This window comes from Curtobacterium salicis (assembly GCF_011759505.1).
Classification (GTDB): Bacteria; Actinomycetota; Actinomycetes; order Actinomycetales; family Microbacteriaceae; genus Curtobacterium; species Curtobacterium salicis.
The window spans coordinates 458,533-471,214 of record NZ_JAAOYO010000004.1 but is presented as its reverse complement, the minus strand read 5'-3'; the positions used below and the strand labels follow the sequence as shown (position 1 = coordinate 471,214).

Annotated in this window: 11 protein-coding genes; 3 read left to right on the top strand and 8 right to left on the bottom strand. The window is 70.5% G+C overall.

Annotated features, from left to right (window positions below; all coding sequences use genetic code 11):
• The first annotated feature begins 14 nt into the window (after window positions 1-14).
• Window positions 15-485: a thioredoxin-dependent thiol peroxidase gene (gene bcp / locus E9228_RS14515; protein ID WP_166781235.1), complete on the top strand. Its 471-nt coding sequence runs from the start codon at window positions 15-17 to the stop codon at window positions 483-485.
• Between the two features lie 38 nt (window positions 486-523).
• Here bcp and E9228_RS14510 read toward each other — a convergent pair whose 3' ends face one another.
• Window positions 524-943: a hypothetical protein gene (locus E9228_RS14510; RefSeq protein ID WP_166781234.1), complete on the bottom strand. Its 420-nt coding sequence runs from the start codon at window positions 941-943 to the stop codon at window positions 524-526.
• Between the two features lie 265 nt (window positions 944-1,208).
• On the opposite strand from E9228_RS14510, the gene E9228_RS14505 reads away from it, so the two are divergent.
• Window positions 1,209-1,457 carry a WhiB family transcriptional regulator gene (locus tag E9228_RS14505; protein WP_022904217.1) on the top strand — a complete coding sequence of 83 codons (249 nt, stop codon included), beginning with the start codon at window positions 1,209-1,211 and terminating at the stop codon, window positions 1,455-1,457.
• Window positions 1,458-1,656: 199 nt separating this feature from the next.
• On the opposite strand, the gene E9228_RS14500 is transcribed toward E9228_RS14505, so the two are convergent.
• Window positions 1,657-3,153 carry a histidine kinase N-terminal domain-containing protein gene (locus E9228_RS14500; protein WP_166781233.1) on the bottom strand — a complete coding sequence of 499 codons (1,497 nt, stop codon included), beginning with the start codon at window positions 3,151-3,153 and terminating at the stop codon, window positions 1,657-1,659.
• 134 nt (window positions 3,154-3,287) lie between these two features.
• On the opposite strand from E9228_RS14500, the gene E9228_RS17200 reads away from it, so the two are divergent.
• On the top strand, window positions 3,288-3,773 hold the full coding sequence (locus tag E9228_RS17200) for an Rv3235 family protein (protein WP_166781232.1): 486 nt from the start codon (window positions 3,288-3,290) through the stop codon (window positions 3,771-3,773).
• Window positions 3,774-3,837: 64 nt separating this feature from the next.
• Here E9228_RS17200 and secA read toward each other — a convergent pair whose 3' ends face one another.
• The 6 genes from secA to mtrA all read right to left on the bottom strand — a co-directional run bounded on the left by secA (window position 3,838) and on the right by mtrA (window position 12,626).
• On the bottom strand, window positions 3,838-6,621 hold the full coding sequence (gene secA, locus E9228_RS14490) for a preprotein translocase subunit SecA (RefSeq protein ID WP_166781231.1): 2,784 nt from the start codon (window positions 6,619-6,621) through the stop codon (window positions 3,838-3,840).
• A 149-nt stretch (window positions 6,622-6,770) separates the two neighbouring features.
• Window positions 6,771-7,493, bottom strand: a complete 723-nt coding sequence (hpf, locus tag E9228_RS14485; protein ID WP_252728148.1) for a ribosome hibernation-promoting factor, HPF/YfiA family — start codon at window positions 7,491-7,493, stop codon at window positions 6,771-6,773.
• 204 nt (window positions 7,494-7,697) lie between these two features.
• Window positions 7,698-8,423, bottom strand: coding sequence for a ComF family protein (locus tag E9228_RS14480; protein WP_166781230.1), 726 nt, complete (start codon window positions 8,421-8,423; stop codon window positions 7,698-7,700).
• Between the two features lie 150 nt (window positions 8,424-8,573).
• Window positions 8,574-10,286, bottom strand: a complete 1,713-nt coding sequence (locus E9228_RS14475) for an LpqB family beta-propeller domain-containing protein (RefSeq protein WP_166781229.1) — start codon at window positions 10,284-10,286, stop codon at window positions 8,574-8,576.
• Entirely contained in the window at window positions 10,283-11,932 is a 1,650-nt protein-coding gene (gene mtrB / locus E9228_RS14470) for an MtrAB system histidine kinase MtrB (protein ID WP_341849902.1), read from the bottom strand. The genes E9228_RS14475 and mtrB overlap by 4 nt, the downstream gene beginning before the upstream one ends.
• A 16-nt stretch (window positions 11,933-11,948) precedes the next feature.
• Entirely contained in the window at window positions 11,949-12,626 is a 678-nt protein-coding gene (mtrA, locus tag E9228_RS14465; RefSeq protein ID WP_166781227.1) for an MtrAB system response regulator MtrA, read from the bottom strand.
• Window positions 12,627-12,682: the final 56 nt, after the last annotated feature.

The window sequence follows — 12,682 nt, the reverse complement described above, 5'->3', positions numbered from 1 at the left end:
AACAGGAGCCCCACTTGAGCGACCGTCTCGCCGCCGGCGACACCGCCCCCGACTTCACCCTCCCCGACCAGGACGGTACCGAGCACTCGCTCGCCGACCTGCGCGGACGCAAGGTCATCGTGTACTTCTACCCTGCGGCCTCCACCCCGGGGTGCACGACCGAGGCCTGCGACTTCCGCGACAACATGTCCTCCCTGCAGGCTGCCGGCTACGAGGTGCTGGGCGTCTCGAAGGACGACCTGCCCGCCCTGCAGCGCTTCCACCACGAGCAGGCGCTGAGCTTCCCCCTGCTCAGCGACCCGGACCTCGCCGTCCACCGGGCCTACGGCGCCTGGGGCGAGAAGAACAACTACGGCAAGATCGTGACCGGCACCATCCGGTCCACGATCGTCGTCGCCGAGGACGGCGCGGTCCAGCTGCCGCTCTACAACGTCAAGGCCACCGGCCACGTGGCGAGCCTGCGGAAGAAGCTCGGGCTGGTCTGACCCCGCCGGAGTCGGTCCTCGTACGACATCGGGGGACGTCAGTCGCGTCGTACGAGGGCAGCGGTCACCGACTTGGACAGGACCAGCGTGATCGCGAGGAGCGCGGGGATGAGCAGCGCCCACCCGACAGCAGGAACGCGCGACGCGCCCTGGAACGCACCGATCGCCAGGGCTCCCTGCAGCACCTGCCAGACGATGATGCCGCTCCGGACCCAGGCCCGGCCACGGCGGAGCCCGGCGAGCATCGCGCCGAGCCACACGGTGGCGAGGACGGCCAGGACGACGAGTGCGATGGCCGAGGCGACGTTCGCTGCGGCCGCCGTGAGCAGCTCGACGAGCAGGAAGACGGTCACCGCTGCCATCGCCAGGAACTCGAGTCCGACGACGACGATGAGCACGAGGAGCGCAGCGGGCCGCCCCCGGGGGACGACCTGGTCGTCCGGAGTGGTGTCAGGCACAGCGATCCTCCAGCAGTGAAACCCTTGATTTGGCCATACCAGTATGGAACGATGTTCGAGGTCGTTTGGACGGCACGATGTGGTGTGCGTCTCCCGTGGTTCGACGCTCCTCCCCCGAGCGTTCTGCGGGCGTCGAACTCTCCCCGAGCGGGCTCCTCCCCACAGGAAGCCTCCCGTACGTCACATGAGCATGTGCAGAGTCCCGATCCCCCGAATCACGGCCCCGGCCTGCCGTTCGAGCATCTAACGCAAGGAGCACCACCACATGGATTGGCGTGACCAGGCAGCCTGCCTCACCGCGGACCCCGAGCTCTTCTTCCCCGTCGGGAACACCGGCCCGGCCGTCGACCAGATCGAGAAGGCCAAGTCGGTCTGTGCTCGCTGCACCGTGACCGAGATGTGCCTCCAGTACGCACTCGAGAACAACCAGGACTCCGGAGTCTGGGGTGGCCTCAGCGAGGACGAGCGGCGCGCACTCAAGCGCCGCGCTGCCCGCGCTCGCCGCGCCTCCTGACGCAGCAGGACTGACAGCACACGACGACGCCCGCCGTGCCCCTCGGGGCCGGCGGGCGTCGTCGTGCCCGCGTCGTCGCACCGGGCGTCGCCGCGACGCGCAGCGCACCTCGGTCGGAGCCCGCTGGACACCGGTGTCCGCCGGTCACACCGCGTCTTCCCGCGGCTCGTCCGAGCGACACCGGTGTCTCGCGAGCCGTTCAGCCCGCGGTGAGCCAGCGGAACGGGATCGAGATCGTGACCTCGGTGCCACTGCCGGTCAGGGTGTGCCAGTCGATCGTGCCGCCGAGCTCGCCCTGGATGAGCGTCCGGACGATCTGGGTGCCGAGGCCGGAACCGACCTTGCCCTCCGGCAGACCGACGCCGTTGTCACGCACCTGGATCTCGATGTGGTCCTCGTGCCGGTTCGCGACGATCTCGACCTCGCCGTCGCGGCCGTCCAACCCGTGCTCGACCGCGTTCGTGACGAGTTCCGTCAGCCCGAGGGCGAGCGGGGTCGCCGCCTCTGACGGGAGCACGCCGAACTCCCCCGTCTTCTTCGGGTGCACCGTCGTGTTGTGCGAGGCGGCGACCTCGGTGACGAGCTTGAGGACGGAGTCGAACACCTCGTCGAAGTCGACGGTCTGGCTGAGTCCGGTCGAGAGGGTGTCGTGGACGACGGCGATCGCCGCGACTCGACGCATCGCGTTCTGCAGCGACGTCCGAGCCTCGTCCGAGTGGGTGCGGCGCGCCTGGATCCGGAGGAGGGACGCGACCGTCTGCAGGTTGTTCTTCACCCGGTGGTGGATCTCGCGGATCGTCGCGTCCTTGGTGATGAGTTCGCGCTCCTGGTGACGCATCTCGGTCACGTCACGGCAGAGCACGACGGCCCCGATGCGCTCACCGTGGTCGCGGAGCGGGATCGAGCGGAGCGTCACCGTGACGCCCTTCGCCTCGATGTCGGCCCGCCACGGCGCCCGTCCGGTGACGACGAGCGGCAGGGACTCGTCGACGTCCAGCTGCGCGCCGAGGAGCTCGGTGGTGACCTCGGCGAGGGACTTCCGCTCGAGTTCGCCGTCGAAGCCCATCCGGTTGAAGGCGCTGAGGCCGTTCGGGCTGGCGAACGTCACGACGCCGTCGGTGTCGAGACGGAGCAGTCCGTCGCTGGCACGCGGCGCACCACGTCGGGGCCCGGCCGGGGCGCCGAGGTCCGGGAAGTCCCCGGTGGCGATCATGCCGAACAGGTCGTTCGCGCTGGCCGTGAAGTTGAGTTCCTGCCGGCTCGGCGTGCGTGACTCGTCCTGGTTCGAGTGCCGGGTGACCACCGCGATCGGGCGGTCGGTGGTCTGCGCGCTCTTCGCGGTGAGGCGGCGGAGCACCGGGATCGCACGGACACGGGTCGGGGTGTCCTCGTACCAGTCGGGCTCGGCGGAGTCGACCACACGACTCCCCGTGAAGCTCTGCGTCACCTGGTCACGCCACTCTTCGCGGATCTCCTGCCCGACGATGTCGCGGTAGAACAGCGTCGCCGCCGAGGACGGGCGTGCGTGCGCCACCGCCACGAAGGTCGAGTCGTCCTTGGTCGGCACCCACAGCACCATGTCTGCGAAGGACAGGTCGGCGAGCAGCTGCCAGTCCCCGACGAGCAGGTGCAGCCACTCGACGTCGGCTTCGGAGGAACGGCCTTGCGCGAGGACGAGGTCACTGAGGGTCGACACCCGACAAGTCTAGGCGCGGCCCATCAGAGGTCCGGTCGCCGTTGTGGACAACTCGAAGCTCTCCACAGGTCCCCGAATCCAGCCGTATGTGATGTTCCACGGACCCTACGCTCAGCCTGACGAAAGGGGCCGGGGTGGCGGAGAGCGCACGACGGATCGATGACGAGCCGCACGCACAGGACGTGGACGAGGGGCTGGAGCGCCGCCGAGACGAGCACGCCGAGCATGCGGGACACGACGAGCAGCACGAGAACGGTCCGCCGGCGGCGCCATCACCGGCTCTGCCGGACCCCGGAGAGACCGCCCGCTCGCTGGCGCTCTGCGTCGCCGAGATCCTCACCGGAGCTCGAGAGGTCGAGACGATCTCGCGGTGGATCACGGAGGAGGTCCAACGCCATCTGCAGCACCGTGCAGCTCTCGCGGCACGTGCGCGGTCGGCAGCGCGCCGCCGTCGTCACCGCCCGGTGATCCACGTGGGCGGCGTCGTCGTGAGCCGTCCGCGGGACGGGGTCGCCGAAGCCGCTGTGGTCGTGCACACCCGCAGTCACGCGCGTGCGGTCGCCATCCGCCTCGAGGAGCGGAAGGGGCGGTGGCGGGCGACCGCCATCGGCATGCTCTGACGACGACGGACGGGAGGCCCGGTACCAGCTGGTACCGAGCCTCCCGTCACGACGGCGCTGCGCGTCAGCCCTTCTTGGCTGCTGCCCGGCGCTCGGCGCGGTTGCTCGCGTCGGCCTGGCCGGACGCGGTCGCTGCGGAGCCGAACGCCGACCCCTTCTCCGGACCGGCGGCTTCTTCCTGCTCGGCCTGGGCACGCTGTGCCCGGGCGGTCGCCGCCTGCTCGAGGCGCCCGGCCTCGTCGCGGACCTCGACCTCACCGTCGATCGACGGTGCCGAGTACTCGAGACCGGCGTTCTCGCCTTCCTCGCTGAGACCCTTCGCCTCGATGACGGCACTCTCACCGTCCGACTGCACCTGGACCTCGAGGTTGAAGAGGAACCCGACGGACTCTTCGCGGATCTGCCCCATCATCGTCTGGAACAGGGCGTAGCCCTCGCGCTGGTACTCGACCAGCGGGTCACGCTGGGCCATCGCACGGAGGCCGATGCCGTCCTTGAGGTAGTCCATCTCGTAGAGGTGGTCGCGCCAGCGGCGGTCGATCACCGAGAGGACGACGCGGCGCTCGAGCTCACGCATGGCCTCGTCGCCGAGGGCCTCTTCGCGGTTCTTGTAGGCGAGCTGGGCGTCGGAGAGGATCTCGCGAGCCAGGAACTCCCGCGTGGCCTTGCCCTTCGAGCCAGCCTCGGTGATGACCTCGTCGATGGTGATCGAGATCGGGTACAGCGTGCCGAGCTCGGTCCACATGGCGTCGAGGTCCCAGTCGTCCGGGGAGCCCTCACCGGTGTGGGTGTCGATGACGTCGTCGATGACGCTCTTGAGGAACGACTGCGCGCGCTCGTGCAGGTCGTCACCCTCGAGGATGTGCCGGCGGTCGCTGTAGATCGCTTCGCGCTGACGGTTCAGGACGTCGTCGTACTTCAGGACGTTCTTGCGGATCTCGGCGTTGCGGCCCTCGACCTGCGCCTGCGCCGAGCGGATGGCCCGACCGACCAGCTTGTTCTCGATCGCGAGGTCGTCCGGGACGTTGCCGCGGCCCATCAGGCTCTCGGCGGCACCGGAGTTGAACAGCCGCATCAGGTCGTCGGTCAGCGACAGGTAGAACCGGCTCTCGCCCGGGTCGCCCTGACGGCCGGAGCGACCGCGCAGCTGGTTGTCGATGCGACGGGACTCGTGGCGCTCGGTCCCGAGGACGTAGAGACCGCCGGCGTCGCGGACCTTCGCGCTCTCCTGCTCGACCGCGGCCTTCATCGCGGTGAAGACGTTGTCCCACTCGGCTTCGTACTCGTCCGGCGTCTCGGTCGGTGACAGGCCCTTGGCGTGCATCTCCTGCACGGCGAGGAACTCGGCGTTGCCGCCGAGCATGATGTCCGTTCCGCGACCGGCCATGTTCGTCGCGACGGTCACCGCACCGGCGCGGCCGGCCTGGGCGACGATCGCGGCTTCACGGGCGTGGTTCTTCGCGTTGAGGACCTCGTGCTTGACGCCCTTCTTGGCGAGCAGCTTCGACAGGTACTCGGACTTCTCGACGCTCGTGGTGCCGACGAGGACCGGCTGGCCCTTGTGGTGGCGCTCTTCGATGTCGTTGGCGACCTGCTCGAACTTGGCCTGCTCGTTCTTGTACACGAGGTCGGTCTGGTCGATGCGCTGCATCGGCCGGTTCGTCGGGATCGGCACGACGCCGAGCTTGTAGGTCGACATGAACTCGGCCGCTTCGGTCTCCGCGGTACCCGTCATGCCCGAGAGCTTCTGGTACAGGCGGAAGTAGTTCTGCAGCGTGACGGTGGCGAGGGTCTGGTTCTCGGCCTTGACCTCGACGCCTTCCTTCGCCTCGATCGCCTGGTGGATGCCCTCGTTGTACCGACGGCCCATCAGGATGCGACCGGTGTGCTCGTCGACGATCAGCACCTCGCCGTTCATCACGACGTAGTCCTTGTCGCGCTTGAACAGGGCCGAGGCCTTGATCGAGTTGTTGAGGAACGAGATCAGCGGGGTGTTCGCGGACTCGTAGAGGTTGTCGATGCCGAGGTAGTCCTCGACCTTCTCGATGCCGGGCTCGAGCACGCCGACGGTGCGCTTCTTCTCGTCGACCTCGTAGTCCTCGCCCGGGGTGAGCCGCGTGGCGATGGACGCGAACTCGGTGAACCAGCGGTTCGCCTCGCCCGAGGACGGTCCGGAGATGATGAGCGGCGTGCGGGCCTCGTCGATGAGGATCGAGTCGACCTCGTCCACCACGGCGAAGAAGTGGCCGCGCTGCACCATGTCCGACGCCTGCCATGCCATGTTGTCGCGCAGGTAGTCGAACCCGAACTCGTTGTTCGTGCCGTAGGTGATGTCGGCCGCGTACTGCTCGCGACGCTCGATCGGGGACTGTCCGGCGATGATGCACCCGGTCGTCATGCCGAGGGCGCGGAACACGCGACCCATGAGCTCCGACTGGTACGACGCGAGGAAGTCGTTCACCGTGATGACGTGCACGCCGCGCGACGGGATCGCGTTGAGGTAGGCCGCGGTGGTGGCGACCAGGGTCTTGCCCTCACCGGTCTTCATCTCGGCGATGTTGCCGAGGTGCAGTGCCGCGCCACCCATGAGCTGCACGTCGAAGTGCCGCATGCCGAGGGTGCGCTTCGACGCCTCACGGACGGCCGCGAAGGCCTCCGGCAGGAGGTCGTCGAGCGTCTCGCCGTTGGCGTACCGCTCGCGGAGCTCCGTCGTCTCGTCGTGGAGTTCCTCGTCGGTGAGGCTCGCGAAGTCGTCCTCGAGGTCGTTGATCGCCGAGGCGTACGCCTTCAGCCGACGGAGGGTCCGCCCTTCACCGATGCGGAGGACCTTCTCCAGCACGTTTGCCACGTGAGCTCCTTACGAAGTCGTCGTGCGCGGTCGACGCGCCCGATCAGCCAGTCATGCTAGCAACCCACCGACGTCCGGCGCTGGGAGCAACACGAGTGCGCACGACCCCGGAGGGACCGTGCGCACTCGGAGGTGGTGCGATCCGCCGGCTAGGCGGTGGCGGGCGCGGACTCCTCAACGAGGACGTGCTCGCTCCCCCGGGCGTCGGCGCCCGGGTTCTCGTCGATGCCGATCACGCCGTAGTCCCAGCCCTTGCGGCGGTAGACGACGCTCGGACGGTGGGTCTCGGAGTCGACGAAGAGGTAGAAGTCGTGCCCGACGAGCTCCATGTGGTACAGCGCGTCGTCCACCGTCATCGGGGCGGCTTCGAAGACCTTCTGCCGGATGACGACCGGCGAGTACGCCGCGTCCTCGTCCTCGCGCTCGGTTCCCTGGTCGGCGTCGACCACGGGGACGGCACCGGTGGCGACCTCCTCGATGAGCTTGCCGTCGGCGGGCTCCACGCCCATGCCCTCGAACGCCGCACCCGAAGCCTCGGCCACGGAGGTCGGACGGTGACGTCCGCGGTGCACCTTCTTGCGGTCGCGTGCCCGACGCAGGCGCTCGGCGATGCGCGCGAACGCCAGGTCGAAGGCGGCGTACTTGTCCGACGCCGCAGACTCGGCACGGACCAGCGGTCCGGGCCCGATGAGCGTCAGTTCGACGCGGTCCTCGCCCTGCGCGCCGCTGCTCTTCTCGTGGTGCCGGCTCACCCGCACCTCGAACGCGAGGGCCCGGTCGGCGAGCACGTCGATCTTCTCGGACTTCTGCTCCACGTAGGCCCGGAATCGGTCGGTGACCCCGACGTTGCGGCCCGTGATCGTCACGTCCATGGCGGCTCCCATCCACACTCGGCGGTTCGCCTCCGTCCGGCGAACACCAACGCCTTGCCGCGAGGCTAGACCCTGCGGCCTCTGCCCGTGCCCGAGGGAGCCCGCGTGCCGGAGACCTCCACCGGATGCCCAGCGGACGCCCACCTCGGCGTTCCCGCACTCGTCCTGGTCGGACCCGCCGTCGCTCCAATCGCGGGACACGGCTCACACCTCCACCGTGGCGACGGCCACGCACCGGACCACACGCCCACCCGCGGCACGGACGGCACGGACGGCCTCTGCCATCGTCACGCCGGTGGTCACGACGTCGTCCACGAGCACGACGTCACGCCCCGCGACGTCCTCGGCGACGAGGGTCCCGACGGTGGCCGCGACCCGTTCGAGCGCGTTCCGCTCCTTCTGTCCGTGACCGGTCGTCCCGCCCGGCAGGTTGCCGGGAGGCGCGGTGCCGATCGGTGGTGCCACTCGCCGGAGCGTGCGGGAACGGCGGACACCGGCCCGGCGCAGCACCGTCACGACCGGGTCGAAGCCGCGCTGCCGGTGCCCGCGGACCGAGGGTGGGACGCGGAGGACCACCGCGCCGTCCGGTGCCGCGGCGAGCGCTGCCCGCACGAGCGTTGCGGTGCGCCCGGTGAGGTCGCGGACGACGTCCACCCGTCCGCGCAGCTTCCACTCGAGCACCAGGGTCCGGACCAGACCGTCGTACTCGTGGGCGGCGTCGAGGCGGACGCCGCCCACGAGCCGCGTGCGACCCGGGAGCGCGTCGAGTGTCCGCCGGCAGCGGCGACAGAGCGCGCGGTCCGATGCGCCGCATCCGACGCACTCGACGGGCAGGAACAGGGCGAGGACCGACGAGCACGCGTCGAGCCAGGGACGGTCGGCATCCGCGGAGGTGATCGGGGGTGCCAGGGGGACGGGGAGCGTTGCCATGCACCGATCGTCCCGGGCCGCTGAGCCGGACGCAGGCCGACCGGACGGACTGTGGACGAGCCTCCGGTCCGTGCCGCCTGTGGAGGACGAGCGCTGTGGAGGACGGGCGCTGCGGACGAGCGCCGCCGCCGGAGCACGGCGCGCCCGCCCTCAGCGCTGCACGCCGAGCACCTGCGCCTCGATGCCGGTGGTCTCCCACCCACCGCCGTTCAGCTGCAGCACCGACCCGTCCGACTTCCGCAGCAGGAGCGCGCTGCCGCTGCCTCCGGCGATCGCGGTGGCCCGCCCGTCGGGCTTCGCCAGGGTGTCCCACTGCCCGCCGACGGTGGTACGGACGACGCTCGAGCCGACCGTGGTGCGTCCGACCGAGGCGACGTCGAGTTCGTCGACCCACGTGGCGCCGACGGGGGTGCCCTCCGCCGCCTGGACCCGGACGGGCGGGCCGAGCGAGGTCGGTGCCCGGTCGGACCCTCGGGTGATCGCGACGACGTAGAGGGCCGCCCCGTCCTCCGTGTCGAGGAGCGCCAGGGCCCGCGTGGAGTCCCGGGACACCTGGAAGGACACCAGCTTCCCCTCGGGGAGCGTCGAGGTGACCGTGTGCGGGTCGCCGCCGAGCCCGTACGCGGTGATCGACCGGCTGTCCGACCGTTCGGCGACCCAGACGAAGCCCTGGTCGTCGAGGGTCGGCGGCACGAGGTCGTCGCGGGTGTCGATGCGCAGCGGGTCCTTGCCCGTGCGGACGACGAAGACCCCGTCGTCGTTGCCCACGACGGCGACCGTGCCGGACGCGGACAGGGCGAGCGATCGTGGCTCGAGCCCGGCGATGCGGTCGCTCATGCCGCCGCCGAGCGCGGTGACGTCCCCGGTGCTCGGGGTGGCGTAGCCGGCGCTGCCGTCCTGCACGACGAGGGGCCGGGCGTCGACGTCCGGGTTCCGCTGCGCGCTCGTGCCGCTGGAGTCGGGCAACGGGACGGGGACGCCCTCGACGGTGAGGTCGACCGAGGAGATCGTGGCGACGGAGGAGAGCGACTCGGTGAGCTGTTCGCGCATCCGGACCTTCTCCACCGTGTTCGCCTTCAGCGCCTCGCCCGACAGGTCGACCTGTGCACTGCCGCTCTCGATGGTGACGGCGTTCAGGGAGAGCTGGGTGCCCTCGGGGAACGACGAGACGACGGTGCCCTCGAGCCACTCGGCGGGGCCGGCGAGCAGTGCGCTGACGATGCGGGTGCTGGTCGAGGAGCGCGCGAGGAACCAGCGCTCGTCGGGGACGAGGAACCGGTAGGTGGGGTCGTAGAAGTAGAGCGCGTGCGGTTGGAACACGGAGGTGAAGTTGACGGGCGAGAGGATGATCCCGTCGGGGGCGTAGGCGATGCGCCACTGGCCGCCCTCGCGGACGAACTGGAAGGTCAGCGTCGAGGACGTCGGACGCACGGCCTGCGTGTACTCGCCGTCGGCGTCGACCGAGGCACTCGCCGTCAGCGTGTAGGTGAGCTCTTGGTCGCCGACCCGTTCGACCTCGCCGTCGCCCTGCCGGATGGTGACGCTCTGTCGTGGGTTCCACTTCTGTGAGAAGCCGCTGCTGAGGAACTCGCGGGCGACGGCGTAGTCGTTCTGGGCACCGGTGGCGGCGTCGATGAACTGTGTGAGGAGCTCGGTCTGGTCCGCCCCGTCCTCGGGGCCGGTCGGGCGGTAGTCCACGCCGCCGGTGGGCGACTCGTCGGTGATCGACTGCCCGGAGCGGACGGGACCGCCGGTGGGGATCGCGGCACAGGCGGTGGCGCCGAGCAGCGTCGCGGCGGCGAGCGCGGCGGTGAGCGCCAGCCGGAGGCGCGACCTCGGAGTCGGTCGGTCGGTCGGGGTCATGCCGGGTCCTCCGTTCCGGTCGGTCCCGCGTAGGACTCGTCGAGCGCGGGCAGCGGGATCGCCGACGTCGGCGGTGCTTCACTGCTGCGTCGCGGCAGGGTGAGCACGAACGCCGACCCTTCGCCCGGCCGCGACCAGACGTCGATGCGGCCGCCGTGCAGCTGGGCGTCACCGAGGCTGATCGCGAGTCCGAGTCCGGTGCCGCCGATGGTGCGCTTGCGACTGGGGTCGGCTCGCCAGAACCGGTCGAACACGCGGGCGGTGTCCTCGGCGGGCATCCCCACTCCGCGGTCGCGCACGGCGATGGCGACGGAGCGGGAGTCGCTGTCGACCACGACGTCGACGGGCCGACCGTCGCCGTGCTCGATCGCGTTGCCGACGAGGTTGCGGAGCACCCGGCGGATGCGTCGGGCGTCGAGCTGCATGGTCGTGTGTCCGCCCGGGGTGGCCAGGCGCAGGTCGATGCCGGCTCGGTCGGCGAGGGGACGGAACTCCTCGACGATGTCCGCGGCGAGCGCGGCCGGCACCACGGTCTCGGTCTCGAGCTCGACCGCCTGCGCGTCGTACCGCGAGATCTCGAGCAGGTCGGCGAGCAGGAGTTCGAACCGGTCGACCTGCGCGTGCAGCAGTTCCGCCGACCGGGCGACCGAGGGCTCGAAGGCGTGTCGGGCGTCGAAGAGCAGGTCGCCGGCCAGACGGATGGTGGTGAGCGGGGTGCGGAGTTCGTGGGAGACGTCGGACACGAACCGCTGCTGCACGCGGGAGAGCTCCGCCAGCTGGGTGATCTGTCGGCTGACGGCGTCGGCCATGTCGTTGAAGCTGCGGGCGAGGGTGGCGATGTCGTCCTCGCCGCGGACCGGGATGCGTTCGTCCAGGCGACCGGCGGCGATCTTCCGGCTGGTCTCGGCAGCACCGCGGATCGGGACGACGACCAGACGCACCACGAGCGAGGTGACGAGGGCGATGAGCACGATGAGCGCGACGCCGCCGATCGAGAGCGTCTGCGACACGAAGTCCAGGGTCTGCTGCGCGTCCGACAGGTCGTACACGATGTAGAGCTCGTACTGGCCGGCGCTCGGGATCTGCAGGGTCGAGCCGACGGCGAGCCCGGGTCCGCGTCCGCCCGGGCCCTCGAGCCGGACGGGTTGCAGGCTGAGTTCCCCGGTGTCCGCGGCGACCCGCTTCCGCAGCTCGTCGGTGATGACGGCGTCCGGGAAGCCGGTGCTGGCGACGTTCTGCAGGATCTGCGGCGTCCGCGCCCCCGGTGTCCGCTCGATCGCGATGCTCGTGCCGCCCGGGCTGGTGGTGTTCGAGAGGATCGCGGTCTGCGCCTCGCTCTGCAGCGACTCGAGCTCGGTCTGGTTGTTGTCCTCGGCCGCGGTGGCCGCGTCGAAGATGTTCTGCGCGACGATGGTCGCCCGCGCGGACTCGGCCTCGATCTGGTCGCGGCGCTGCGCGTAGACGTTGGTCGAGATGCTCACCATGACCGCGGTGCCGATCACGGCGACGGCGAGCCCGGTGGTCGCGACGGTGATCGCCGCGGAGCGGACCATCAGCGAGCGGCGCCAGAGGTAGGCGATCCCGCGCCAGATCCGGCGGAGCCAGGTGCGGATCCGCCGACGCGTCCGGCGGAACGGTGCCGGCACCGACGACGACGGCACGTCAGCTCTGCGTGCCGGCCCGGTACCCGACCCCGCGGACGGTGGTCACGATGCGCGGGTTGTCCGGGTCGTGCTCGATCTTCGCGCGGAGGCGCTGCACGTGCACGTTCACCAGGCGGGTGTCCGCCTTGTAGTGGTAGCCCCAGACCTGCTCGAGGAGCATCTCGCGCGTGAACACCTGGCTGGGCTTCTCGGCGAGCGCCCGCAGCAGGTCGAACTCGAGCGGGGTGAGGGCGATCGCGGCGTCACCGCGGCGGACCTCGTGCCCGGGGACGTCGACGACCAGGTCGCCGACGTGCAGGACGGTGGCGTCGGTGGCGGTCGGGCGCAGGCGCGTCCGGATGCGGGCGACGAGTTCCTTCGGGTTGAACGGCTTGACGACGTAGTCGTCCGCTCCGTTCTCGAGCCCGGCGACCACGTCGGCGGTGTCGCCCTTCGCGGTCAGCATGATGATCGGGGTGCCGCTCTCGGCGCGGATGCGTCGGCACACCTCGATGCCGTCGATGCCCGGCAGCATGACGTCGAGCAGCACGAGGTCGGGCTTCGTCGCGTGGAAGGCCTCGACGGCGTCGTTGCCGTCGGCGCTGAAGTCGGGCTCGTAGCCCTCCGAGCGCAGGACGATGCCGATCATCTCGGCGAGGGCCTGGTCGTCGTCGACGACGAGGATGCGCGGTGTCATGGGATGCGGACTCCGTGGGGCAGGTGGGGCACCCCGGGACGGGTGCTCTCCGCTCA

Coding starts and splice junctions, on each gene's coding strand:
- E9228_RS14505 (WP_022904217.1), top strand. CDS start 1,209: ATGGATTGGCGTGACCAGGCAGCCTGCCTCACCGCGGACCCCGAGCTC.
- hpf (WP_252728148.1), bottom strand. CDS start 7,493: ATGGACGTGACGATCACGGGCCGCAACGTCGGGGTCACCGACCGATTC.
- E9228_RS14480 (WP_166781230.1), bottom strand. CDS start 8,423: ATGGCAACGCTCCCCGTCCCCCTGGCACCCCCGATCACCTCCGCGGAT.
- E9228_RS14475 (WP_166781229.1), bottom strand. CDS start 10,286: ATGACCCCGACCGACCGACCGACTCCGAGGTCGCGCCTCCGGCTGGCG.
- mtrA (WP_166781227.1), bottom strand. CDS start 12,626: ATGACACCGCGCATCCTCGTCGTCGACGACGACCAGGCCCTCGCCGAG.